This window comes from Mycolicibacter acidiphilus (assembly GCF_018455725.1).
Lineage (GTDB): Bacteria > Actinomycetota > Actinomycetes > Mycobacteriales > Mycobacteriaceae > Mycobacterium > Mycobacterium acidiphilum.
Window position 1 is genome coordinate 15,917 of record NZ_JAHCLR010000018.1, and the last position, 23,816, is coordinate 39,732.

The 23,816-nt window shown below is 68.1% G+C and carries 22 protein-coding genes; 11 read left to right on the forward strand and 11 right to left on the reverse strand.

The window, feature by feature from the left end:
• The first annotated feature begins 69 nt into the window (after positions 1-69).
• The 4 genes from KIH27_RS10760 to KIH27_RS10775 all read left to right on the forward strand — a co-directional run bounded on the left by KIH27_RS10760 (position 70) and on the right by KIH27_RS10775 (position 4,145).
• Positions 70-1,389, forward strand: coding sequence for a glycine-rich domain-containing protein (locus tag KIH27_RS10760; RefSeq protein ID WP_214092944.1), 1,320 nt, complete (start codon positions 70-72; stop codon positions 1,387-1,389).
• Positions 1,390-1,611: 222 nt separating this feature from the next.
• Positions 1,612-2,130, forward strand: a complete 519-nt coding sequence (locus tag KIH27_RS10765) for an MTB12 C-terminal domain-containing protein (RefSeq protein ID WP_214092945.1) — start codon at positions 1,612-1,614, stop codon at positions 2,128-2,130.
• 158 nt (positions 2,131-2,288) lie between these two features.
• Positions 2,289-2,777 (forward strand): MTB12 C-terminal domain-containing protein, encoded by a 489-nt coding sequence (locus KIH27_RS10770; RefSeq protein ID WP_214092946.1) that lies wholly within the window; start codon positions 2,289-2,291, stop codon positions 2,775-2,777.
• Between the two features lie 273 nt (positions 2,778-3,050).
• A complete protein-coding gene (locus KIH27_RS10775) occupies positions 3,051-4,145 on the forward strand; it encodes a hypothetical protein (protein WP_214092947.1) in 1,095 nt (364 codons plus the stop codon).
• Positions 4,146-4,445: 300 nt separating this feature from the next.
• Here the strand turns inward: KIH27_RS10775 and KIH27_RS10780 are convergent, their stop codons facing one another.
• Positions 4,446-5,165, reverse strand: coding sequence for a creatininase family protein (locus KIH27_RS10780; RefSeq protein ID WP_214092948.1), 720 nt, complete (start codon positions 5,163-5,165; stop codon positions 4,446-4,448).
• Entirely contained in the window at positions 5,162-6,376 is a 1,215-nt protein-coding gene (locus tag KIH27_RS10785) for a hypothetical protein (RefSeq protein WP_250149928.1), read from the reverse strand. Before KIH27_RS10785 ends, KIH27_RS10780 begins: the two co-directional genes overlap by 4 nt.
• A gap of 155 nt (positions 6,377-6,531) precedes the next feature.
• Between KIH27_RS10785 and KIH27_RS10790 the strand changes: the two genes are divergently transcribed.
• The 3 genes from KIH27_RS10790 to KIH27_RS10800 all read left to right on the forward strand — a co-directional run bounded on the left by KIH27_RS10790 (position 6,532) and on the right by KIH27_RS10800 (position 10,003).
• Positions 6,532-6,873, forward strand: a complete 342-nt coding sequence (locus KIH27_RS10790; RefSeq protein WP_044544024.1) for an SCO3933 family regulatory protein — start codon at positions 6,532-6,534, stop codon at positions 6,871-6,873.
• 98 nt (positions 6,874-6,971) lie between these two features.
• Positions 6,972-8,387 carry an FtsK/SpoIIIE domain-containing protein gene (locus KIH27_RS10795; RefSeq protein WP_202374934.1) on the forward strand — a complete coding sequence of 472 codons (1,416 nt, stop codon included), beginning with the start codon at positions 6,972-6,974 and terminating at the stop codon, positions 8,385-8,387.
• Between the two features lie 86 nt (positions 8,388-8,473).
• Entirely contained in the window at positions 8,474-10,003 is a 1,530-nt protein-coding gene (locus KIH27_RS10800) for a replication initiator (protein ID WP_242528599.1), read from the forward strand.
• 205 nt (positions 10,004-10,208) lie between these two features.
• Here the strand turns inward: KIH27_RS10800 and KIH27_RS10805 are convergent, their stop codons facing one another.
• Positions 10,209-11,648 carry a recombinase family protein gene (locus tag KIH27_RS10805; protein ID WP_202374935.1) on the reverse strand — a complete coding sequence of 480 codons (1,440 nt, stop codon included), beginning with the start codon at positions 11,646-11,648 and terminating at the stop codon, positions 10,209-10,211.
• 232 nt (positions 11,649-11,880) lie between these two features.
• Between KIH27_RS10805 and KIH27_RS10810 the strand changes: the two genes are divergently transcribed.
• Positions 11,881-12,330: a DUF732 domain-containing protein gene (locus KIH27_RS10810; protein ID WP_214092949.1), complete on the forward strand. Its 450-nt coding sequence runs from the start codon at positions 11,881-11,883 to the stop codon at positions 12,328-12,330.
• Here the strand turns inward: KIH27_RS10810 and KIH27_RS10815 are convergent.
• Positions 12,327-12,635 carry a DUF3017 domain-containing protein gene (locus tag KIH27_RS10815; RefSeq protein WP_307856844.1) on the reverse strand — a complete coding sequence of 103 codons (309 nt, stop codon included), beginning with the start codon at positions 12,633-12,635 and terminating at the stop codon, positions 12,327-12,329. The genes KIH27_RS10810 and KIH27_RS10815 overlap by 4 nt on opposite strands.
• Entirely contained in the window at positions 12,635-13,495 is an 861-nt protein-coding gene (locus KIH27_RS10820; RefSeq protein WP_214092950.1) for a bifunctional methylenetetrahydrofolate dehydrogenase/methenyltetrahydrofolate cyclohydrolase, read from the reverse strand. The genes KIH27_RS10815 and KIH27_RS10820 overlap by 1 nt, the downstream gene beginning before the upstream one ends.
• 39 nt (positions 13,496-13,534) lie before the next feature.
• Here KIH27_RS10820 and KIH27_RS10825 point away from each other — a divergent pair, with 39 nt between their 5' ends.
• A complete protein-coding gene (locus tag KIH27_RS10825; protein WP_214092951.1) occupies positions 13,535-14,728 on the forward strand; it encodes an NADH:flavin oxidoreductase in 1,194 nt (397 codons plus the stop codon).
• Positions 14,729-14,733: 5 nt separating this feature from the next.
• On the forward strand, positions 14,734-17,475 hold the full coding sequence (locus KIH27_RS10830) for an FHA domain-containing protein (protein ID WP_214092952.1): 2,742 nt from the start codon (positions 14,734-14,736) through the stop codon (positions 17,473-17,475).
• Here the strand turns inward: KIH27_RS10830 and KIH27_RS10835 are convergent.
• The 6 genes from KIH27_RS10835 to KIH27_RS10860 form a co-directional block, all read right to left on the reverse strand.
• On the reverse strand, positions 17,465-18,022 hold the full coding sequence (locus tag KIH27_RS10835) for a pentapeptide repeat-containing protein (RefSeq protein WP_214092953.1): 558 nt from the start codon (positions 18,020-18,022) through the stop codon (positions 17,465-17,467). The two genes, KIH27_RS10830 and KIH27_RS10835, sit on opposite strands and share 11 nt — an antisense overlap.
• Positions 18,019-18,612: a GTP-binding protein gene (locus KIH27_RS10840; protein ID WP_214092954.1), complete on the reverse strand. Its 594-nt coding sequence runs from the start codon at positions 18,610-18,612 to the stop codon at positions 18,019-18,021. Before KIH27_RS10840 ends, KIH27_RS10835 begins: the two co-directional genes overlap by 4 nt.
• Positions 18,590-18,958 carry a DUF742 domain-containing protein gene (locus KIH27_RS10845; RefSeq protein WP_214092955.1) on the reverse strand — a complete coding sequence of 123 codons (369 nt, stop codon included), beginning with the start codon at positions 18,956-18,958 and terminating at the stop codon, positions 18,590-18,592. The genes KIH27_RS10840 and KIH27_RS10845 overlap by 23 nt, the downstream gene beginning before the upstream one ends.
• A 16-nt stretch (positions 18,959-18,974) precedes the next feature.
• A complete protein-coding gene (locus tag KIH27_RS10850) occupies positions 18,975-19,421 on the reverse strand; it encodes a roadblock/LC7 domain-containing protein (protein ID WP_214092956.1) in 447 nt (148 codons plus the stop codon).
• Positions 19,418-22,405: a HAMP domain-containing sensor histidine kinase gene (locus KIH27_RS10855; RefSeq protein ID WP_372451349.1), complete on the reverse strand. Its 2,988-nt coding sequence runs from the start codon at positions 22,403-22,405 to the stop codon at positions 19,418-19,420. The genes KIH27_RS10850 and KIH27_RS10855 overlap by 4 nt, the downstream gene beginning before the upstream one ends.
• Positions 22,406-22,588: 183 nt before the next feature.
• Positions 22,589-23,104, reverse strand: coding sequence for a hypothetical protein (locus KIH27_RS10860; protein WP_214092957.1), 516 nt, complete (start codon positions 23,102-23,104; stop codon positions 22,589-22,591).
• A 165-nt stretch (positions 23,105-23,269) separates the two neighbouring features.
• On the opposite strand from KIH27_RS10860, the gene KIH27_RS10865 reads away from it, so the two are divergent.
• Positions 23,270-23,734: a tRNA (cytidine(34)-2'-O)-methyltransferase gene (locus KIH27_RS10865; RefSeq protein WP_214092958.1), complete on the forward strand. Its 465-nt coding sequence runs from the start codon at positions 23,270-23,272 to the stop codon at positions 23,732-23,734.
• Positions 23,735-23,816 lie beyond the last annotated feature (82 nt).

Genomic DNA, 23,816 nt, shown 5'->3' on the forward strand with positions numbered 1-23,816 from the left:
TCCCGGTAGTTCCCTGTCAGTCAACGCGGAGCCTTGACTGACACCCAAAATGGGAGGATAACTTAAATCATGACTTCCCCCATCGTTTCCGATGCTTTCACGCTTTTCGACAATACGATTACCGCGGCCGTGAACACCGCCAGAGCGCTCGTAAATACTGCTCCGACTGGCGGCGTGCAATCGGGTATAGACTTCGGTGCGCTCGGCTCGGCCGACCTGTATTTCCTTCAGGTAGGAGGCGATGTCGGCCAGGTGTTCGCCCAAGATTTTGAAGCCGTGATCATGGAAGTGCTAACCGCCGGCATTTTGGCATCTTCGATTGTCACCAATATCGAATCGGGGATTGCAATAGGTGCTGCGGCGCCCAAGGCGGTCGCAGCTGCCGCTACACCGGCCGCCACCAGCGATACCGTCAGCAGTGTCTTGGCCCAGGCTCAGCAAGCAGCCACGGCGGCGTTGACGGCGGCCCAGAGCTCCTTCTCGACAGCGAAAGAACAGCCGCTCACGGATAATTTGCCGTCCGGCAACGAATTGCAGGTCCTTGGCGGTCACATATTGTTTCAGCAGGCCATCAATACATTTTTGAATTCTCTTCCGGCATCGGTATCGGGCGGGAATGAGTCGAATGCCGGTATGATCGCCACGCTTCAAAATCTGCTCCTCATGGAACAGAATGTGGTGACGATTCTTTCCGAGATCGACACCAACAACATTTATGAGCAACCGGTTGCTCTGACCGGTCTTAATGTTGCGCTGGTGCTCACCGATGCGGCGATTCTCACTGATGTCAGCCTTGCCAGCATCACTTATGCGTTGTGGGCTCTGGAAGGGTTCACCGGCGAACTCGTCACCGTCAACACCGCTGGCGCCTACTCGGTACCGATCCCGGCCGGCACAAAATATATGGACATCGTCCTGATTGGCGGCGCCGGTGGGGGTGGCGGCTACAACGTCGCTGGCTCCGGCACCGGCGGTGATGGAGGAGCCACCACGGCAACACCCACGGGCGGTTCCACCCTGACCGCAGCGGGCGGTATCGGCGGTGCCAGCAGCCAGACCGCTATCGCTAGCGCCGGCGCCTCGGCCGGCACCGAATTTTTCGACGGCCGAACCTACACCGGCGGCACCGGCGGCGCGCTGGGCTACAGCAGTGTCGGCGGCAATGGTACGGCGCCCGGCGGCGGCGGAGGCGGAGGCGCCTCGGCTCTGGTCATTGGAGGACAAGGCGGCGCTGCCGGCCAATGGGCCGAACAAACCCTCGCGGTTACCGCCGACATGACCGAGATCACCGGCACCATCGGCGAAGGCGGTATCGGCGGCGCCTCAAGCAGCACCGAACTCGGCGGCAACGGCGCCATCGGCGCCGCGTTCTTCTACTTCTACAACTGATGACCGTACCGACCACCCCTTCGGTGATGTACCCCGCCCAAAGCGGGGTACATCACCGCAAACAATCCAGGGGTCGGGCCGGCGAGTTCGGTGTCCGCGACGCGAACGGCGTTGGCGCCGACCGTCAACACAGGACATGTCATCGCAAGGCGGAGCCTGCGCCGCGTGGCTTCATCGCCTCAATAACACCCCCAGCTGATTCTGAAAGGGGAGGAACCACCGATGTTTCGGAGCAAATTATCTGATGCCGCAAAGGCACTGCTGGCGGCGGCGCTGATCGCCGTACCCGCAACGGTCGTGACCGCCACACCGGCGTATGCGGACTGCGGAGACCCCGGCGAAGCTCCCTGCACCGGACCCGTCCCCACCGTTGACGAGGTGGTCGCCATCATGGCCGAGCTGACCGACCCGAACATTCCCGCCGCGAACAAGGGCGATATCGTCACTCCCGGATTCAGCCCCGAAGAAGCCGGGACTATCGACGACCATCTGAACCAGATGAACGGCAAGGGGCTGCTGCCCCTGCCCTTCGTCGTCACCGACATCCAACCCGCACCCAACAATTTTGCCGGGGCCACGCTCGCTACCACGGGAGGGTTTCATCAGATCAGCGCTGCGAAGCCGATCGTGCTGGTCGATCAGGGCGGGCACTGGCTGATCACCCACGACACCGCCATGACGGCACTGGACGCGTTCTGGTACAACGCCCGCCGACACCCAGTGGTCGTTGGTGGTATCTGAGCTGAGGCTGGTCGCGGAAAGGACCGTCCGTGATATCGGTAAAGAAGTTCTTCCCGTCGGGGCGAGTGCAGGTCGTTGGTGAGGGTCACCGGGTCAGTGGCTGGGGTGTCGCGGGGCGCCGGACAGGGCCGCCAGCGAAATTCGCTGGGATTGCGCGGGTGGCGCTGACGGCAGCGCTGATCGCCGTCCCCGCAACGGTTGTGACCGCCGCACCGGTCTATGCGGACTGCGGAGACCCCGGCGAGCCTGCCTGCACCGGTCCCGTCCCCACCGTCGACGAGGTGGTCGCCATCATGGATAAGCTGACCGACCCGAACATTCCCGCCGCGAACAAGACTGACATCGTCACTCCCGGGTTCACCTCCGAAGAAGCCAGGACTATCGACGACCACCTGAACCGGATGAACGCGGTCGGGCTGCTGCCACTGAACTTCGTGGCGGCCGACATCCAACCCGCACCCAACGATCTGGCCGGGGCCACCGTGTCCGCCTCGGGACGGTGGTACAACCAATACACTCCTCCGGGGCCGATTGTGCTGGTCGACCAGGACGGGCACTGGCTGATCACCCACGACACCGCCATGACGGCACTGGACGCGTTCTGGTACAACGCCCAGCGGCACCCAGTGGTCGTTGGTGGTATCTGAGATTGGTCGGCTGTGCCGTATCGGCGGGCGGCGCCACCAGAGAACGCGTTCGGAAGTGTCGATGGCTTCGCCGTCCGGGAATCAGCGCGGCGGTACGAAGGCGACCCCGCCGGCGTGGTCCGGCCTGAAGAGAGACCGCTCGGGAAGTCCTGATGTCTGCCGATATCGGTGTACTTTGTGTTGCAGTTCCTGGTCGCGTTCGTCTTTGCTCACTCACCGGCGGACTCCCGCTGGTATCGCGCACCCAGGTGCCTCTCGATGGGAGACTCAGATATGGCCCGTCACATTATCGCTGTCCGTGTCGGCGCTGGTGGCGCGTTGGCTTTGCTGGTTGGCCTGGGTGCCGCGTCGGCGGCACTGGCCGACCCGGGTCCGACCGCCGACGACATTGCAGCCGTGTTGACCGGCTACGGGCTTGTGAGCAGTGACTTCACCGGGTCCACCACCCTCCTCGACGCGGCGACCGCCCTGGCTGACAACGCACAGACCGATGTGTTCGGCGGCGACGTCACCGCAAGCGAGGTGACCAACGTCTTCATCAGCGACGGCATTGTCAACCAACCCACGAGACAGGCGCTCTACTACGATTCGCCCTTGATCGCTTACGACCTCAACCACGTCATCCCCTCGGGCGACGAAATCCAATCAGTACTTAGCGCAGACGGGGTCACCAGCTCGGACTTCAGCGGCGACACCACCGTCGGCGAGGTCGCCAACGCACTCGCCGCCTACCAAGGCATCCTGACCGCAGGCACCGATCGCGGCACCGATATCTTCGGGGGCTCGGTCTCGGCAAGCCAAGTCACCGCCGCCCTGGGCATCGACGGCTACCAGTTTGCCAGTGCCTCGGATGTCAACGCGGCCGACATCGCCGCTGACCTCAACGGGGCCACCCCGCCGCCGGGCGCCACCAACATCCCCGCCGATTACACTTTCGCTGACGGCAACCCCGACACCGCCGCCGAAAACGGCACCCCGGTCGATGACCAGGGCTACTCGGCGCTGTTCGGGGCCGAGGGCGGCGTCGGCGCGCACAACGCGGCCCTGGACGCGGCTTTGTTCCAGACCGACCCGGTCGACGCGGCAAACTTCTACAACGCCGTCACGTATTTCGAAGAAAGCAACGACCACCCGCTCACCGATTTGGTCTACTCGTTCGACCACAACGCGTTTGCGAGCGCGACGTTCGACGGCATCGACGGAGCCTTCCTCCAACCCGGCGGCGGCTACCTGATTCCGACCGACTCCCTGGGCTTCCTGGCCACCGAAATCGATTTCGTGCTCAACGGCAACGGACTCAGCTCCATCCTCGACTCGAACGTGGATCTGCTCGCCGCCGGTGCCGCTGACATGGACCTGGGCATTTAATACCAGTAAAGAAATTCCTCACGCGCGAGGTTGGGGACTGTGTTCGGCAGCGTGCGGGCGGGTGGGCCGACGCGGGGTCGCGGTGAAGGTGCTGGCCGCGGAGCGATAGGCGCAAGCGTCGTTGGCCTGGTGGCAGCTGGCACGAACGCTGCGGGTGTATTCACTGGCTGGTGGCACTGGTGCTCGGCGGCGGACGCAGGGCGCAGTGGAGCGACCGGCGCGGACGGGAGCGCCAGCGGACGGAAGCGAAGGGAGCGCAGCGCAGCCCGGAGGTAGCCGCCGAGTTGTCTGTTCTGCTGCTCAACGTGTGGTGAGCAGCCCGATCAGGGTGTCGGCGCTGCGGCCGAGATGGGCGAGGACACTGCTGCCTTTGGCGACGCTGGCCTGGGATGGGGAGCCGATGACGCCGGTAGGCGTGTAGGCGTGGATGCCGAGGCTGGTCAGGTAGCGGCGGTCGGTGGCGGTGTGGTCGCTGGTCTGCCATCCCTCGCGCAGGTAGTCGGCGTGGGCGGCGAGCAGGATGGAGGTTTCCAGTTCGCCGGCGTGCATGTCGTCGTGGTTGCTGCTGTGGATTCCGGCGGCGGCGCGGGCTTCGGCCCAGTCTTCGCGGCTGGGGTAGAGCCCAACCTTGACGGGGTTCTTGGGGTGGTTGGCTTGTTGGACGACGTTGGTCAGCACGGCGTTGCCGCCGTGGCCGTTGACGACGATCAGCCCGGCGATGTTCTGGCGTGCCAGCGATTCGATGATGTCAGCGACGATCGCGGCCAGGGTGGTGGCGCTGATGCTGATGGTGCCGGGGTAGGCCGCGTGTTCATGCGAGCAGCCGAATGTGACTGGTGGTAGCTGAAATACGCTGTGGTGCTGATTGATTGATGATGCGATGGCACTGGCGATGAGGGTGTCGGTGCCCAGCGGCAGGTAGGGGCCGTGCTGTTCGAATGAGCCGACCGGCAGCACCGCGACGGGGCGGGCGGTTGCGGGGTCTGTGCTGGTGCTGTCGGGAATGACTCGACGGCTCACGGGAGGACCCCTTGGGTGGCGTTTTTGATGCGGCCGGCGAGCTGTTGCAGGATCGAGTCTTTGTTTCGTCGCCGGCGCTCCCGCACGATGGTGCCTGCCTGGGCCAGATGACGTCTGGCTCGCTGGGAAGGCGCGGCCAGGTAGCCCGGGATCGCCGTGCCGGTCAGTGCGAGTGCTTTTTGGTATTCGCCGGTGGCGATCCAGGCGTGCAGGAGTCGCATGTCGGCCACGGTCTGGTCGCGATGCTGTTGCGATGTCCAGGCGTGATGGTGCGTGGCGAGCAGCGCTACTGCTTTGTCGGAGTCACCGATGCGTAGGTAGCCGGAGGCGATTTCGCTGGCGACGTAGGCGCCGTGGGCGTAGATCGCATGATCGTGCGGATGGGGTTGCAGGTCACCGAGTTCGAGGGCTGCGGCGGCGTGGCGGTGAAAAGCCCGCTCATTCTTGTTGGCCAGCTCCGCGAGGGCCTGTTGGCGGGCGATGCTGGCGGCCAGACGGCCCACGTCGTGGCCGTCGATGAGTTCGGCGGCATCAGCGGCCAACGCGGCGGCCAGGTCGGGGTTGGTGCGGGTGAGAATGTTGGATTGACGCATCAAGATCATGGCGTTGAATGCCGGGCCGGCCGTACGCAGGTGCAAGGCGGCGGTGTGGGTGAGTCGTTCCGCGGCGGCGTGATCTCCGACATCTTGGGCGATCCACCCGGCGACCTCGGCGGTAGTCCCGGCAGCATGCCGCATTTCCGCTTTGACCTGTGATGGCGCGTGGACGATCAGGGATTCGATGGTGAGCAGATCGGATTCCACCAGCGGGCGGGCGTGCTGGGGGCCGAAGGTGTGCTCAGCTCGGATGTGGGCATGTTGCTGGGCGGCGATGACGGCCACTACGTCACGGTCGACGGGCACTTGCAGCAGCAGCGGGTGCGGCAGGTCGGTGGTGATCGGCACGCTGAACATCTCGTCGGGTTCGACGCCGAACACCGCGGCGAGGTCTTCGCGCCACATCGGGCCGAGCATTCCGGTCCGCTCGATCTGGGCGATTTTCTGTCGCAGGGACTCCTGGGTGGGCAGGTCGGCATCCCCGCGTAGCGTGCGGACGTTTTCGACCTCGATCGCCAACTCGCGCAGGCTGTAGCCGTAGCGCTTGCGGGCCGCGCTGAGCCGCTGCGCGTTGAGTGCGCGGATCGGGTCGGCTGCGGCCATGACTTCGATCATGCCGCATATATCACCGCAGGTCAGCAACCTGTGCGCGTTTGCGGTCATCACTGCTATCACTGCCTATCACTTCCTGGCGCATCGCGGGATGGCGCTTCCTTGTCTGGCGGGTGAACACACCCGCGGGAAAACAAACGAGGAAGGACAGCACCGGCATGAAACTGAGAATCGACACGAGCGGCGTGACGTTCTTGTGCACGCGGGTTCCTGAGCAGCGCACCAATTTCGACACCGGGGCACCACGCGTCGACAAGGCCACCGGGCAAGCGCTGTGGCAGGTGCAGTTGATCGCCCTGGACGCCACCGGCGGCGAAGTGCTGGCGGTCACCGTGGTCGGTGAACCGAAAGTCACTGTCGGCCAGCCGGTGGCGGTAGCGGGTCTGGTGGCGTTGCCGTGGTCGCAAGACGGCCGCTCGGGCATCGCGTATCGCGCCGAATCCATCACCGCCACCGACCCCGCCACGGCGACCGTCAAGACGGGCCAGCAGGCCCGGTAACCGGATGCCGGCCCGGCAGTTGCGCACACCAGCGCGTCGGGGCTGCCGGGCTGGCACCCCCCTTCCCTTTTTTCCGTCGTCAGTGAAAGCAGGCCGTCATGTCGAACACCCCAAACAATAAGCGCCACAACAACAATCCATCACCCCATGATGACTGGATCGGTGAGCTGATCGTGGCGGCAGTCAAAGCCGCCGGACAGCTACTGTGGTGGGCGATCCTGTTTCCCGTCCTGAGCGTCCCGGCCATCGTGGCGCTCTGGGTCACCGTCAGCCACGGGGCGCGGGCCGGCGTGTTGACCGCCATCGCGGAGATCGCGGCATATGTCGGCTGGTCGGTATGCGAGCCGTCATCGTTTAGCCGGTGGGTGACCAACCCGCTGCGGCAGCGGTTCTGGGCGTGGTGGCGGTATCACCGCAACTGGGCATCGGTGTGCGCCCTGCACGGGCTGACCGCCAAACTCGGTGAGCGCACGCTGGTGCCCGCCGTGGAGTCGGTGCGGATCGGCCGCCACGCCGACGTACTGTGCCTGCGCGTGGTGACCGGCCAGTCGATTGCTGACTGGCAAAAACGCGCCCCCGCGCTGGCGGCGACCTGGGGTGCGCAGCGGTTGACGATCCGCGCCACGGCGCCGGGGCAGCTGCGGATCATCATCGGCCGCGGTGATGTGCTCGGCCAGCCGATCGCGGTACCGATGCCAACCCCGGCCACTGAGGTCGATCTGGGCGCGGTGCGGGTCGGGGTCACCGAATCACGGCGCTGGTGGACGTTGCCGGTGCTCGGGCAGCACCTGCTGGTTGCCGGTGCCACCGGAGCGGGCAAGGGTTCGGTGCTGTGGTCGCTGATCGCCGGGCTGGCACCCCAAGTGAAAACCGGGCGGGTGCGGCTGTGGGTGATCGACCCCAAAGGCGGCATGGAACTCGGCGCCGGCGCACCGCTGTTCACCCGGTTCTGCTATCACACGGGGCAACCCACCGTGGAGCTGCTGCGGCAGCTGGTGGAGCTGATGCACGCACGCGCCGCCCGGCTGCGCGGGCACACCCGACTGCACAACCCCACTGTCGGCGAGCCGCTGTATGTGGTGATCATCGACGAGATTGCCGCGCTGACCGCCTATGTCAGCGACCGCAAACTGCGTGCCGAGATCGAACACCTACTCGGGCTGCTGTTATCGCAGGGGCGGGCGGTCGGGATTTCGGTGGTGGCCGCGGTGCAAGACCCGGCCAAAGACACCCTGCCGGTGCGCCAACTGTTCACCGTGCGCATCGGGCTGCGCATGACCGAAGCCACCCAGACCGCGATGGTGCTCGGACAAGGAGCCCGCGATGCCGGCGCCGAATGCGACCTGATCGCCGATGCCACCCCGGGGATCGGCTACGTGATGATCGACGGCACCGCCGACCCGGCACGGGTCCGCGCCTTTCACGTCACCGACCGCGACATCAGCGTTTTGGCCCGCACCTTTCGGGCACCGCGCCCCGGCGGTGAGCATTCCCAGGGGCGGGGTCCGCAGTGAGTACTGCCGCCGACGTGGTGGGCGGCCCGGTGATCGCACTGCCGGGTCTGCCCACCACCACCGACCCCGCGCCGGTCATCACCGAAATGGTTCGGCGCGCATCCTCACCACGCTTTGAGACATGGTGGCGGCGGGTGGAATCGGTCGGCTACTGCGCCCATCCGATCCAGCTGGTCGGCGCCGACACCGCGGGGCTCCGGCACATGGTGTGGACGCGCTGCAACAATCGTCGGACTACGGTCTGCCCGTCGTGTTCGGATTTGTATGCCCGCGACACCTGGCAGCTGGTGCACGCTGGTGCCGCTGGCGGGCACCACAACATATCCACCGAGGTCGCTACCCGCCCCCAGGTGTTCGCCACGCTCACCGCGCCGGGGTACGGAAGCGTGCACAACACCACCGGCAGCACCTGTCACCCGAAACGCAGCGGGGCAGCCACTAGATGTCAGCACGGTAAACCACTGTCCTGCACCATGATCCACTCTGCCCATGATCCTGCGGTGGGTCAGCCGTTATGCGGTGATTGCTATGACTACCTCGGGCATGTGCTGTTCGCCTGGCATCTGCCTGAACTGTGGCGGCGCTTCACCATCGCACTACGCCGAGCTGTCGCAACACATCTGAAGGCCATTGGCATGTCCTCGGATTCGGTGCGGATGAGCTTCGTCAAGGTCGTCGAGCTGCAAGTGCGTGCCATTCCGCACATTCACGCCCTGATCCGCCTCGACCCACCCGGTCATCCCGCCACCACCGCATCGAGTGGCCGTGACACTGACGGCCCCGCCGCCTCTCGGGGTGGTGGGGAGCCCCGTTCGAGAGTCGGCCAGGATACGGGCTGGTCGTCACCGATCACCGCCACCGACCTGACCGCTCTGATTCACCAAGCCGCCGGCCGTGTCCGCATCGACATCACCGCCGGCGACAGCGACAGCGGACGAGATGACGTGCGGACGGTGCGTTTCGGCACCCAAATCGACACTCAAGCATTGACATCCGAAACCGACACGGCCGCAACCGACCCCGCAACGGTGGGAACCGCGGTGAGTGCATCGTCGCGGCTTTCACCGCGCCGGGTCGCCGCCTATTTGGCGAAATACGTCACCAAATCGTTGCACGACTTCGGGATCACCGCGCGACGCCTATCCGCCGAAGCGATCACCGGCTTGGATGTCAGTGAGCATGTGCGCGCTATCTTGGCCACCATCGCCGAGCTGGCCGAACACGGTAGTGGCGCGGTGACGGGGATCGGGCGCTGGCTGCACACGCTGGGGTATCGCGGGCACATCACCACCAAATCCCGGCACTACTCCACCACCTTGGGCGCCCTGCGCACCGCCCGCGCCACCTGGACCCGCCAGCAAGCAACGAAAGACGCAACGCAACGAAACGGAACCTCACCCGGCGGCGCGGTGACCGGCCCCGACCAGCGGCCTTACGCGGCGCTCGACTCCGATGAGGTGTTCTGGGAGTTCGACTACGCTGGACACGCCAGCGCCGGGGAGCGGGTGCTGGTCGTCTCCGCAGCCCTGCGTCACATCGCTGCCCGCATCGCCGGTATCACCGAATCCCGCTGTGCCACTGGAAGAATCCCGCCCATGCCTCCGGGTGCCGGATAATGACCACCACACCCGGTGACGCGACGGGAGACGCCGCTAGCAGCAGTGACTCCGGCGTGCTGCCCCTTCATGAGCGGCCCGAGTTCATCGCGTGGCTGACCGCATCGTGTGAACGCCACGACGTGCCGGTCACCGTGACCGACCCGACCGTCATCGCCCGGATCGCCACGCTCCTTGGGGCCGATCGCCCGCCGACGTCGTCGGGTCAGACCCGCCACACCGGGGCCACCCGGTCGATGTCCAGGCGGCGCGCACCCGGTGTGCCCGGTGCAATCACGGCGTGATCCAACACCGCTTTGACGATCGCCTGCTGGCGACCCAAATCCATTCCGTCCCAGTCGGTGCGCAACACCCCGCCGGTCCCGGCCAACTCGAACACCGCCGTCGTGTCAGTCGCCGCAGCAATATCTCGGCGTGCCGTCGTGATGCGTTCGGTGATCGGATCACGCGCCGCAATCCACTCCCGCGCCGTGATCGCCCCATCGGCATACAAGCCGGCCAACTCATCAAGACGTTCCTGATCGGCATCGACCTGGGCGGCCAACGCGGAAACATCAGCATCAGCGGTGGCTTTGCCGGCCAACACGTCGGCCAACTGCGGTGAATCCAGCCGCGCCAACACCGCCTCAGCCAGCAGTTCCTCGACCGGGGCAGCGACCACCGTCAACCGGCCACACCCACCATGATCCGGCCCCTTCAAACACACATAACGGCGTATCCGATTCTCCGGATTGCTGTGCCGAGCTTGGGAATACAGCCGGTTACCGCAACGCCCACAGCGCAACATCCCCGACAACAGATACGTGCGGGCTGATCTGGTCTTGGTCACCGCCCGGGCCGCCATCCGCGCCAATACCCGATCCCGGTCTGCCGGGGTGATGATCGCCGGCCACACCGCCTGACCGATCACTTCTCCGCGATGCTCGCGCAACCCGGCGATACGGCCCGAAGACAACACTTGGCGCACCGCCGACGTCTGCCACGACGCCGCCACACTCGGGGCGATCCCCGTCTCGTTGAGCCAGATCGTCAACGACCGCAGCGATTGGCCCGCCAGATACCGGTCCACCATCTCACGGACCACTGCGGCCTCCGCTTCGCGCACGGTGATCTTGTCGGCCTCATACCCGAACGGGCGTGCTGAACCGTGTGGCAACCCGGCCTGGGCGTTCTGCAACATTTTGCGGCGGATACGGGCCGACTTGCGGCCGGACTCCTTGGCGGCGAACGCCGCGAAAATGCGGGCCATGAACAGCCCGTCATCATTACCCAAGTCGATGTCGGCGGTCACCGTCGCCACATCGCGAACCCCGACCGACTCGCACAGCGTGACGAACTCCTCCAGCTCCACCGGACGCCGATGCAGCCGATCCAAGTTGTAGACGATCACCGCATCACGATCACCTGATGCCAGATCAGCCAGCATCCGGGCGTACTGGCGTCGCGGCTTGCCGGAAAACGCCGACACATCGTTGTCGACGTACTCGGCCCCGACCGGCCAACCCCGATCCGCGGCGAGCTTGCGGCAATCCTCCAACTGCCGCGCCACCCCCAACCCCGTGCCCTCCACATCCGAGGAAATCCGGGCATAAATCGCCGCCGACCCCACCCCAACACGCTGACCAGCAGATTTCCTCACAGACATGAGGGTAGTTTAACAACTTATGACCTTGATCCGTTCAGTGGCACCGCCGTCTTCCCAGCACTCGGCGCGGTGGGCGCGCAGAAGGCTCAAGCGCTGCGACTATCAGATTCGGTCGATGAGCCGAGCCAGGTAGGCCCGGCCCCACCAACGCTGTGTGCACCAAGCGCGGCCCGTCGGTATCGTCGGTACGACCACGCCGACACGGCGTGCGGCGAACCGAAACGGGGAAAAGATGCGACGTAACCGAGCGGTGAAGACCGGCCTGGCCCTGTCGACCGGCCTGATCGCGGCGGCTGCGCTCGCGGCGCCCGCCCAGGCCGATCCCATCGACCCGTCGTTCCTGTCTTCGCTCGGCGCCGCCGGGGTCAACGTCGGCGACCCGGCGGCCACCACCGCGCTGGGCCAGTCGGTCTGCCCGATGCTCACCGCGCCGGCCGGCACCGCCGCCTCCACCTACGCCACCGTGAGCGGTGACAGCGGCATGGATCCGGAGATGGCGCAGACGTTCACCGAGATCGCGGTCGACGCGTACTGCCCGCAGATGCTGTCGCAGCTGGCCAACGGTCAGGTGCCGGACTTCTCGCAGATCCCGGGCCTGGGCGGTACCGGTAGCGGCGGCGGTTTCGCCATCCCCGCCATCCCCGGCCTGCCCGCCGGCATTCCGGTGGTCGGCGGGCGTTAGCCGGTCCCCAGCGGGTCGATCGTCGCCGCGACGTAGAGCATCACCGTCGCCGCGGTCGCCATCGTCGCGAAGTCCAGCCCGCGGTCCCGCAGCACCAGCAGCCCGGCCTTCTCGTCGGGCAGCACCAGCCGCAGCGCGGCGGCCACCCCCGCGCCGACGCCGATCAGCAGCGAGCCGCGGCGCCAGAAGTTGGCCCCGACCAACACGAACGCGCTCAGAAAGATCAACCCGACCAGCACGATCGGCCACTGCGCGACCAGCACCTGCCGCACCTGGGCCGGGCTTACCGGGCGGATCGCGCGGATCACAACCCGGCCTCGACCTGCGCTTCGACTGTCTCGACGACGTTGGTGAGCAGGAACGCCCGGGTCAGCGGGCCCACCCCGCCCGGGTTCGGCGAGACATGCCCGGCGACCTCCCAGACGTCCGGCGCCACGTCGCCGACCAGGCCGGCCTCAGTGCGGCTGACACCGACGTCGACGACGGCGGCACCGGGCCGCACCATGTCGGCGGTGAGCATGTGCGGCACCCCGACGGCGGCGACGATGATGTCGGCCTGCCGGGTCAGCGACGGCAGATCGCGGGTGCCGGTGTGGCAGAGCGTGACGGTGGCGTTCTCGGTGCGGCGGGTCAGCAGCAGCCCCAGCGGACGCCCGACCGTCACCCCGCGGCCGATCACCACGACGTGCGCCCCGTTGATCTCCACGTCGTAGCGGCGCAGCAGCGCCACGATGCCGCGCGGGGTGCACGGCAGCGGCGCCGGCGTGCCCAGCACCAGCCGGCCCAGGTTGGTCGGGTGCAGCCCGTCGGCGTCCTTGGCCGGGTCGATCCGCTCCAGCGCCGCGTTCTCGTTCAGGTGCTTCGGCAGTGGCAGTTGCACGATGTAACCGGTGCACTCCGGGTTGGCGTTCAGCTCGTCGATGGTGTCGTTGAGCTGCGCTTCGGTGACGTCCGCGGGCAGGTCGCGGCGGATCGAGTTGATGCCGACCTGCGCGCAGTCGGAGTGCTTGCCGCGCACGTAGGCGTGCGAACCGGGGTCGTCGCCGACCAGCACGGTGCCCAGTCCCGGAACCCGGCCGGCCGCGGCGAGCTTCGCCACCCGGGATTTCAGGTCGACGAGGATCTCGTCGCGCGTTGCCTTACCGTCCAGCTTGATTGCACCCACGCCGCACATTGTGTCACCGCCGCTGCGTAGGCTCTCGCCATGGCACCGTCCCCCGACGTCCTGAGCCCCGCCAAGTTGGGGCCGGTCAGCCTGCGCAACCGGGTGATCAAGGCCGCCACCTTCGAGAACCGAACTCCGAACGCCCTGGTCTCCGACGACCTGATCGAGTTTCACCGGGTGGTGGCCGCGGGCGGCGTCGGGATGACGACGGTCGCCTACTGCGCGGTCTCCCCCGGCGGCCGGACGTCCGGCGACGGGCTGTGGATGCGCCCGGAGGCGGTCGCGGGCCTGCGCCGGCTCACCGACGCGGTGCACGCCGAGGGCGCGGCGGTCAGCGCGCAGATCGGCCACGCCGGGCCGGTCGCCGACGCCCGCTCCAACAAGGCACGCGCCCTGGCCCCGATCCGGTTCTTCAACCCGATCGGCATGCGGTTCGCCAAGAAGGCCGACCGCGACGACATCGCCGGCGTCATCGCCGCGCACGCCGACGCCGCCCGGATCGCCGTCGACGCCGGGTTCGACGCCGTCGAGATCCACCTCGGCCACAACTATCTGGCCAGTTCGTTCCTGTCCCCGCTGGTCAACCGTCGCCGCGACGAGTTCGGCGGCTCGCTGGAGAACCGGGCCAAGGTGGCCCGCGGCATCGTGCAGGCGGTCCGCGCGGCGGTACACGGGCAGATCGCGGTGACCGCGAAGCTGAACATGTCCGACGGGGTGCGCCTGGGCATCGGCACCGAGGAGGCGCTGACCACCGCGCGCTGGCTGCAGGACGACGGCGGGCTGGACGCCCTGGAACTCACCGCGGGCAGTTCGCTGGTCAACCCGATGTACCTGTTCCGTGGACACGCCCCGATCAGGGAATTCGCAGGGGTCTTCAAGCCGCCGCTGAGTTGGGGGATGCGGATGACCGGGCACCGCTTCCTGCGCGAGTACCCGTATCGGGATGCCTACCTGCTGGAGGACGCCCGGTTGTTCCGCGCCGAGTTGTCGATGCCGCTGATCCTGCTGGGCGGCATCACCAGCCGGGAGACGATGGACACCGCGATGGCCGAGGGCTTCGAATTCGTCGCGATGGCGCGGGCGCTGTTGGCCGAACCGGACCTGGTCAACCGGATCGCCGCCGATGCGAACCACCAGTCGGCGTGCATCCACTGCAACCAGTGCATGCCGACCATCTACCGCCGCACCCATTGCGTGGTTACCGGCGCTCCGGACACAACTCGCTACAGTTGACGGCGATGAATCACCCAGTACCGCCGGTGCTGACCGTCCGCTACGACGGGTCGCAGGGCACCTTCTCCGCAGGCCACGACGTGGTCGTCGGCCGTGACCTGCGCGCCGACGTCCGTGTCCCGCACCCGCTGGTGTCCCGCGCCCACCTGCTGCTCCGCTTCGACCAGGGCCGCTGGCTGGCCATCGACAACGGGTCGCTGAACGGCGTCTACGTCAACGGCCAGCGGGTGCCGATGGTCGACGTCCGCGACGGCATGGCACTCAACCTGGGCAACCCGGACGGCCCGCGACTGTTCTTCGAGGTCGGCCGCCACCAGGGGCAGGCCGGCCGGCCACCGGCGACCATGGCGATCCATCTCCCGACGCCCGGGGTCTCCCGGCCGCACCTGCCGCCGCCGGGCCGCCCACACGATGCCGGATATCACGACGCCGGACATCACGACGCCGGATATCACGAGCCGCGCACCACCGCCCACCCGTATCCGCCACCGGCCCGACCGGGTCCCGTCGGCCGGCCGCAGCCCGGCCCGGGATACTCGCCGCCGACCACCCGGCAGCCGGCCTATCCGGGCGGTTCCGCCGGCCACCAGCAGTACCCCCCGAGCCCGCCGATGCCGCCGATGCCGCCCCGCCAGCCGCACACCCGGATGGCTCCGGTGGCCGCCAAACCGCCGGAGATGGGCAACCTGGCGACCCGGATGATCGACATCCTGCGTCCCGGCGGCGCGGCGGCCCCGCAGGCGCCGTCCGGGGCCCTGACCATCGGCCGCGCCACCGACAACGACATCGTCATCTCCGACGTGCTGGCCTCCCGGCAGCACGCGATGCTGATTCAGACCCCGCTGGGCACCGAGATCCGGGACAGCCGCAGCATCAACGGGACGTTCGTCAACGGCGTCCGGATCGGTTCGGCGATCCTCACCGAGGGTGACATCGTCACGATCGGCAACGTGGACCTGTCGTTCACCGACGGCGCCCTGGTGCGCGCCACCGAGGCGGCCGCGAAGACCGGCGGGCTGGAAGTCCGGGACATCTGTTTCGATGTCGAGGGCGGTAAGCGCCTGATCAACAACATCTCGCTGACGGCCCGGCCCGGATCGCTGACCGCGATCATCGGGGGCTCCGGCGCCGGCAAGACGACGCTGTCACGGCTGATCGCCGGCTACACCAAGCCGACCTCCGGCTCGATCACCTTCGAGGGCCACAACATCCACACCGAGTACGCGATCCTGCGCAGCCGGATCGGGATGGTCCCGCAGGACGACGTCGTGCACCGCCAGCTCACGGTCAACCAGGCACTCGGCTACGCCGCGGAGCTGCGGTTACCGCCGGACACCAGCAAAGCCGACCGCGACCACACCGTCGCGCAGGTGCTGGAGGAACTCGACCTGACCAAGCACGCCGACACCCGGGTGGACAAGCTCTCCGGCGGTCAGCGCAAACGCGCCTCGGTGGCGCTGGAACTGCTCACCGGGCCGTCCCTGCTGCTGCTCGACGAGCCCACCTCGGGCCTGGACCCGGCGCTGGACCGGCAGGTGATGCTGATGCTGCGTCAGCTCGCCGATGCGGGCCGTGTCGTCATGGTGGTGACCCACTCGGTGTCGTACCTGGACGTCTGCGACCAGATCCTGCTGGTGGCGCCAGGTGGCAAGACCGCATTCTGCGGGCCGCCCAAAGAGGTGTTCGGTGCCATGGGGGCGGACAACTACGCCGACATCTTCGCCAACGTCGGCGCGGACCCCGACGAGGCCAACCGCCGCTTCCTGGCGCGCGACGGGAATCATAAAGCCGCCGCGCAGATCCCCCCCAGCCCACCGTCGGAGCTCGGCGCCCCGCCCGCGACCAACCTCGTCAAGCAGTTGTCGACGATCGCGCGACGTCAGTTCCGGCTGATCGTCTCCGACCGCGGCTATTCGGTGTTCCTCGGGGTGCTGCCGTTCATCGTGGGCGCGCTGTCACTGACGGTGAAGGGCAAACACGGTCTGCAGATGCCCGGGCTGGATGCGCCCACCGAGCCGCAATACATCATGGTGCTGCTCATCCTCGGCGCCATCTTCATGGGCACCGCGCTGACCATTCGAGATCTGATAGGTGAGCGCCCCATCTTCCGGCGTGAGCAGGCGGTGGGGCTGTCGACGACGGCGTATCTGCTGGCCAAGGTGGGGGTGTTCTGTGCCTTCGCCGTCGGTCAGTCGGCGATCGCGACCCTGATCGTGCTGATCGGCAAGAAGGCGCCGAACCCATCCGATCCGATGTTCGGCAGCGCCAGCTTCTCGCTGTTCCTCACGGTCGCGGCCACCTGTGTGGCCTCGGCGATCCTCGGCATGGCGCTGTCGGCGTTCGCGAACTCCAACGAGCAGATCATGCCGATGCTGGTGGTCTCGATCATGGGTCAGCTGGTGCTGTGCGGCGGCATGATCCCGGTGACCGGCCGGTTCGGTCTCGACCAGGCGTCCTGGGTGACCCCTGGCCGGTGGGGGTTCGCGGCGGGAGCGTCGACGATCGACTTCAACCATCTGCTGCATCACGACGCCGATCCGGCGAACTGCATGCCGGCACCGTCGCCGAAGGACCCCAACCCCGCAGTGCCCGCCGGCTGCACCCCGGCGATTCAGGTCACGCAGATTCCCCAGGACAACCTGTGGAAGCACACCAAGGGGATCTGGTTCCTGGACATGGCCATGCTCATCCTGCTGTCGACGGTCTACGCCGGCATCGTGCGCTGGAAGATCCGGCTCACCCGCTGACCGTCAGGCCGTGCGCCGCCGCGTAGGCCAGCGCCTGCGCGACATCGATCCGGGCACCGGTCAGTGTCGCCGTGGTCCACAGCGTCGGATCGATCTGCGCACCCCGCAGGTCGGCGTCGTCCAGTCGGGTGCCGACGGTGCGGGCGCCGGTCAGGTCGGCGCCGCACAGCACCGCTTTGCGCAGGTCGGCCTCGACCAGGTTCGCCTCCCGCAACCGGCATCCGCTCAGGTCCACCGCGCGCAGGTCGTTGCCGCCGAGCGCGGCCAGCGTGAAGTCCACCTCGACGAGCGTCAGCGGCCGCAGGCTGCATCGGGTGAACACCGAACCCAGCATGCTGCACCCGGTGAACCGGCTGTGCCACAGCGTCGTCCGATCGAACCGGCAGTTGCGGAACGCCGACGCCCGGTGTTCGGACTGCCCGAGGTCGGCGCCGCTGAAATCGCAGCCGTCGAACACCACCCGCTCGGTGCGCAGCCGGGACAGGTCCTCGTCGCGGAAGTCGTGGCCGACAAACTCGCGGTCGGCCCACTGCGACTCGCCGGTCACCCGCCCGTCGGGGCCAGACTCGACAGCGCGTACTCGCTGATCGCGATCAGCGCGTCGCGGGCGGACCGCCGGTCGCGGGCGTCGACCGGGATCACCGGGATGTGGTCGGGCAGCGTCAGCGCCTTGCGCACCGCGGAGACCGGGTAGCGCGGCGCCCCCTCGAACTCGTTGACCGCGATCAGGAACGGCAGGTTGCGGTGCTCGAAGAAGTCGACGGCGGCGAAGCTGTCGGCCAGCCGGCGGCAGTCGGCCAGGATGATCGCCCCGATCGCACCGCGCACCAGGTCGTCCCACATGAACCAGAACCGGCGCTGCCCGGGGGTGCCGAACAGATACAGCACCAGGTCGTCGGCGAGCGTGATCCGGCCGAAGTCCATCGCAACGGTGGTGGTGCGTTTGTCCGGGGTGGCCTCCAGTGCGTCCACCCCGGCGGAGGCGTCGGTGACGATCGCCTCGGTGCGCAGCGGCATGATCTCCGAGACGGCGCCGACGAAGGTGGTCTTGCCGACGCCGAACCCGCCCGCCACGATGATCTTCGTCGAGGCGGAGTCCCTCCCGCTGCCCGGCTTATCCGAGCGCTCGTAGCCCACGAAGTGTCCTCCCAATCAATTCGCGGCGTTCATCCCGAGTGGACCGTTCGGTCAGCGTCGGGCTCACTCGAAGGTATCCCGACGTGACCAGATCACCGACCAGGACGCGCGCGACGCCGAGCGGCAAGTCCAGCCGGGCCGAGATCTCGGCCAGCGACGGATGCCCCTGGCACAGCGCGACGATCCGGCCGCGCGGGTCGTTCGCCGGCCACTGGTTGGGCTGCGCGGACCGCACGGTGTGCACCGGGGCTTCCAGCGGCAGTTCGACGTCGGTGTGCGTCCGCCCGGCGGTCAACGTGTACGGACGTACCAGGTTGGCCCGGTCGGCGGGATCGGGTGTGTCCATCACGGCTCCCCGGCGCTCACGCGTGGCCGCCGGGCGCCGGCGCCGACCGGCGCGACGACTGCACCACGGCCCCCACCCGCTCCACCAGTACCGCCATCTCGTAGCCGATCTGGCCGATGTCGCAGGCCGGTCCGGCCAGCGTCGCCAGGTGGGAACCGTCGCCGACCCGCATCAGCAGCAGGTAGCCGTTCTCCATCTCGACCACCGACTGCAGCACCCGCCCGCCGTCGAACAGCTGCGCCGCCCCGCTCGCCAGGCTCGCCAGCCCGGACGACACGGCCGCCAGCTGGTCGGCCCGCTCCTGGGGCAGGTGTTCGCTGGCCGCGACCATCAGGCCGTCCACCGACACCAGCACCGCGTGGGACACCCCGGGAACCTCCCGGGCGAAGTTGGTGACCAGCCAATCCAGGGAGTTGCCGGAGGAACGGCCCGCGGGGCCGGCGGCACTGGGCGGGTATGTCATCGGTGATTCTGCCCCCGGTCGGTGTCGGGTCCATTGCTGATGTCGCTGTCGAAGCCGTTGCGCTCGTCGTCCCGCGCGTGTGCCCGCCCGGCCCGCACCCCACCGAAGTGGCTGCTGATCGAGGCGCGGACCGCGTCGGGATCCCGTCCCGGCGCCGCGTGCGCGGGCCGGTGCGGTACGCCGTTGGATGCTACCGGCTCCGCCTGGTCGGCCGCGCGGTGCGCCGGGGCCGACGGCTCACCGAACACCTCGTCGGGCTCGGGCGTCTCGGGGCTCCCCGCCGGTGCATCGGGAGTCCGGTCGGCGTCCAGGTCGCCTTCCGCCGACCCGGGCACCAGCCGCACGCCGGGTTCGCGCACCGGCAGCCCGTGCTCGGTGTGCGCGACGACCGGCACGTTCTCCGCCTCGGCCGCCACCGACCAGCCGTGGTCCCACACCGTTTTCCAGTCCAGGTCGGCCTGCAGATCCGCGCCCGCCGTCCCGCCCATCGACTCCGAGAGCATCCGCTGGTAGATGGCATCGGTGTCGGGGGCCCAGTCGGTCGCGCCGGTCGCGTCGTCGTGGTCGGGCAGGTCGGTGTGACCCAGGTCGGGGTGGCTCAGGTCGGCTCGCACCAACTCGGCCACCTCGTCGGGTTCCACCCGGTACCGGGCGGCGAAGTAGGCGGACGTGTCGGCGGGAGCGGGTTTGTCACCGGCCGGCTCCGGGGTGGCCTCTGAACTCGCGGCACCCTGGTCGCCCTCGGTGCCGGTCTCCCACCATGGCCGCGGCAGTTCCCGACGGACCCGTGGCAGTTCAGCGGCGGGCTCCGGTTCGGGTTCGGGTTCGGGTTCGAGGGCGGCCGGCATCCCGGTGATGCCGCTGGACCCCGGGGTGCGCCGGGGCAGCAGTGAGACGACCGGCCCGGGCGACGAGTCGTCGTACTGCTCGGACTCGGACTCGGGCTCGAGGTCGAATTCGGGTTCGGGGATGCCGACGGCCGGGGCGGACCACTTCGACTCCGGCCGCGGCGGGGCGGGCTCGACGGGCGGCGCCGGATACGGCGCAATGGACTGCTCGGGGGGCTGCTCGATGACCGGAGCGCCGGTCAGCAGATCCGGCGGCAGGTAGACCTCCGCGGTGACGCCCTGCGCGCCCTGCTCGGCCGGGAACAACCGGACCTCGATCCCGTGCCGGTGAGCCAGCAGCGAGATCACGAACAGGCCCATGTGCCGGGCGTTCTCCGGGCTGAACTCGCCGCCGGCGGCCAACCGCATGTTCGCCATCCGCAGGTCGGTGTCGGTCATGCCCAGGCCGGTGTCGACGACCTCGATCACCACCCCGCCGTCGGCCTCGAAGCCGGCCACCACCCGGACCGGCTCGGTCGGCGCGGAGTAGCGCAGCCCGTTGTCGATCAGCTCGGCGAGCAGGTGGACGGTGTCGGTGGCGGCCGCACCCAGCACGGTGACCTCGGGAACCAACACGGTCTGCACCCGGTGATAGCCCTCCACCTCGGAGGTGGCCGCACTGATCACCGTCGCCAGCGGCGCCGATCGGCCACGCTCCTGCGGCGCCCGCGAACCCGCCAGCACCAGCAGGTTGGCGCCGTTGCGTCGCATCCGGGCCGCGAGGTGGTCCAGCCGGAACAGGCTCTCCAGGCGATCCGGGTCGTCCTCGTTGCGCTCCAGCCGGTCGATGAGCGCCAGCTGCTGGTCGACCAGCGACCGGTTGCGCCGCGACATGGTCTCGAACATCTCGTTGACCAGCCGCCGCAGCCGGGCCTCGTCACCGGCCAGCAGCAGCGCCTGGGCGTGCAGTTCGTCGACGGCGTGCGCGACTTGACCGACCTCCTCGGTGGTGTACACCGGCAGCGGCGCGGGCGGACTCTCATCCCCGGCGCGCACCCGGGCGATCTCGTCCTCCAGGTCGGTGTGGGCCACCCGCAGCGCACTGTCACGCAGGGTGCGCAGCGGCCGCACCAGCGAGCGGGCCACCAGCGCGACCACCAGCAGCGCGGCGATGATCGCGCCGACCACCAGCGCGATGTCGCGGAGGGCTGCGGTGCGCCGGTTGGCGGCGCGGTCCTCCAGGGCCGCGGTGATCGCCCCGGTGTTCTCGCTGATCACCCGGGCCGCGATCCCGTCGGTGGTGCGGATCGAGTCCAGCAGCACCGGGTTGTTGGGCAGCACATTCTCCGGGTTGGACATCACCCCCATCCGGGTCACCAGCTGCAGCTGCAGATTCTTGGCGTCCGGGGAGTCGACGCCGAGAACTTCACTCATCCCGAACAGCGTCGACGGCTCGGTGCCGGCCAGCGTCATCATCGACGTGCGCAATTCCGGGTCGGGGATCTCGCCGCCGCGGTTGACCAGCAGTTCCTGCATCAGCATCTGGCCCCGGGCGCCGACCGCCCGGCTCAGACCCTCGGTCTGCGCACGGATCCGCTCGTTGTCGACGCGCACCGATCCGTTGATGGCGTCCTCGGCGGTCAGCAGCACCGGCGCGTAGCTGGTGACCTCGTCGCGCAGCCCGATGCCACCGACCAGCGCCACGTCCAGCAGCCCCTGGCCGTGCTCGAGCAGCGTGTTCACCCCGGATTGGACGTCGGTCGCCACCGCGGTGTGCGACAGGCGCGACTGCAGTTCGAACTTGCGGTTCTCGAAGTTCTTCTTCGCCCCCTGTGCGTCGCCGTCGGAGGAGACGGCGACCAGCGCGTTGCCCAGCGCGGACATGTAGTTGGTGATCGCCGGGATCATCTCGGCACGGTCGGCGACCAGGCGCAGCCGGTTGGCCTCGGTGATCGCGTTGGCGACCCGCATACCGCCGAAGACCGCGGCCAGCGCCATCGGCAGCAGCGCGATCGCCAGCACCTTCCAGCGCACCGACCAGTTGCGCACCGAGTACCGCGACGGGCGTTTGACCGTCGCTGCAATCGGCTCGTCCTCCCGGCTTGCTGACTCTTCCTCAGCCGGCTCCACCCCGTCCGGGTGGCCGAAGAGCGTCACTCGTCGGCGGCCGGTTCACCGACCGCTCGGCTTGAATTCACCGTTAGCGCCTCATTCATCGGATTTCTCACACGCCGCACATCGATGGGCATGGCAATTCGACGAGTATGACAGTCCCCGGACCACTATGACCAGGAATTTTACTGAACAGAGCGCTTCTTGAGACCGCCGTGTGTCCTTCCGCTAACTGGTTGGAGACACCTGCAGTTTCGCCAATGTGAAGTTCGCGATCGCGCAGATCTCCTCCAGATGGGCCCTGGCCCGCTGCCGCGGCGACAGGTCGTCGAGGTGCAGCAACTCCTGCCAGCCGCTGGTCAACCCGAGCGCGGTCTGAGCACCCGCCCGGTTGTTGAGGATGACGTAGAACCCGCTGGTCTCGCCGTCGTCGTCGCCGCAGACCGTCAGCTGCACGTCGGGGTCCCCGCCGAGGACCCCGGCCCGCCAGGCGTCCAGTGCCAGTTGCGCCATCCGGGCGCCGGCGCCGTACTCCATCCAGTCGGGCAGCCAGTCCGGGACGCCGGGTTCGTCGGCATCCGGGCCGTCGGTGTCGTCGGCCGCTTCGGCCTGGGCCGCCCGGCCGGCGAACCAGTGTTTGAATGCGTCGTCGTCGACCCGGTAGGTCAACGGGCGCCGGCCGGCGGTGACGGTGAACACCGTCGAGCCGAGGTCGGCGGGGTGGGTCGCGTCGGTCACGGTCATGTCGAACCCCTTGCCGTTGTCCGGTCAGTTCAACTGCCACGGCATGATGCGTTCACCACTGTCACGGTGATCCGCCTCGCACCGCCGTGTTTTTTATACAAATTGAATTTGTACAAACGCTAGGGCCGGAATGCCCTGTATCGCCGAAAGGGAGTGCCCGCCGCGATGTTCAACGTCATGTTCCATTCGCCCCGCATCCCGCCGAACACCGGCAATGCGATCCGGCTGGTCGCGGCCACTGGGGCGGCGCTGCACCTGGTGGAACCGCTCGGGTTCGACCTGTCCGAGGCGAAGCTGCGCCGCGCCGGACTGGACTACCACGACCTGGCATCGGTCACCGTGCACCCGTCGCTGCCGGCGGCCTGGGCGACGCTGCCCGACGCCCGGGTGTTCGCGTTCACCGCGCATGCCGAGACCTGTTTCGCCGATGTGGCCTACCGGCCCGGTGACGTGCTGCTGTTCGGCCCGGAGCCGACCGGTCTGGACGCGACAACCCTGGCCGATCCGCGGATCACCGCGCAGGTGCGCATCCCGATGCTGGCGGGCCGGCGGTCGCTGAACCTGTCGAACGCCGCCGCGGTCGCCGCCTATGAAGCGTGGCGCCAGCACGGGTTCGCCGGCGCCGTCTGACCTTCACCGCGGCCGTGCACAAGCGTTCGGTATCTCCCCAGGTCGGGCGAACATTTGTGCACGGTCACGGGAAGGGGTGACG

What these genes read in the sequence shown, in the direction of transcription:
- KIH27_RS10760 (WP_214092944.1), top strand. Translation starts at nt 70, where the DNA reads ATGACTTCCCCCATCGTTTCCGATGCTTTCACGCTTTTCGACAATACG.
- KIH27_RS10765 (WP_214092945.1), top strand. Translation starts at nt 1,612, where the DNA reads ATGTTTCGGAGCAAATTATCTGATGCCGCAAAGGCACTGCTGGCGGCG.
- KIH27_RS10775 (WP_214092947.1), top strand. Translation starts at nt 3,051, where the DNA reads ATGGCCCGTCACATTATCGCTGTCCGTGTCGGCGCTGGTGGCGCGTTG.
- KIH27_RS10785 (WP_250149928.1), bottom strand. Translation starts at nt 6,376, where the DNA reads ATGATCGAAGTCATGGCCGCAGCCGACCCGATCCGCGCACTCAACGCG.
- KIH27_RS10790 (WP_044544024.1), top strand. Translation starts at nt 6,532, where the DNA reads ATGAAACTGAGAATCGACACGAGCGGCGTGACGTTCTTGTGCACGCGG.
- KIH27_RS10795 (WP_202374934.1), top strand. Translation starts at nt 6,972, where the DNA reads ATGTCGAACACCCCAAACAATAAGCGCCACAACAACAATCCATCACCC.
- KIH27_RS10800 (WP_242528599.1), top strand. Translation starts at nt 8,474, where the DNA reads ATGGTTCGGCGCGCATCCTCACCACGCTTTGAGACATGGTGGCGGCGG.
- KIH27_RS10805 (WP_202374935.1), bottom strand. Translation starts at nt 11,648, where the DNA reads ATGTCTGTGAGGAAATCTGCTGGTCAGCGTGTTGGGGTGGGGTCGGCG.
- KIH27_RS10810 (WP_214092949.1), top strand. Translation starts at nt 11,881, where the DNA reads ATGCGACGTAACCGAGCGGTGAAGACCGGCCTGGCCCTGTCGACCGGC.
- KIH27_RS10825 (WP_214092951.1), top strand. Translation starts at nt 13,535, where the DNA reads ATGGCACCGTCCCCCGACGTCCTGAGCCCCGCCAAGTTGGGGCCGGTC.
- KIH27_RS10830 (WP_214092952.1), top strand. Translation starts at nt 14,734, where the DNA reads ATGAATCACCCAGTACCGCCGGTGCTGACCGTCCGCTACGACGGGTCG.
- KIH27_RS10845 (WP_214092955.1), bottom strand. Translation starts at nt 18,958, where the DNA reads ATGGACACACCCGATCCCGCCGACCGGGCCAACCTGGTACGTCCGTAC.
- KIH27_RS10850 (WP_214092956.1), bottom strand. Translation starts at nt 19,421, where the DNA reads ATGACATACCCGCCCAGTGCCGCCGGCCCCGCGGGCCGTTCCTCCGGC.
- KIH27_RS10860 (WP_214092957.1), bottom strand. Translation starts at nt 23,104, where the DNA reads ATGACCGTGACCGACGCGACCCACCCCGCCGACCTCGGCTCGACGGTG.
- KIH27_RS10865 (WP_214092958.1), top strand. Translation starts at nt 23,270, where the DNA reads ATGTTCAACGTCATGTTCCATTCGCCCCGCATCCCGCCGAACACCGGC.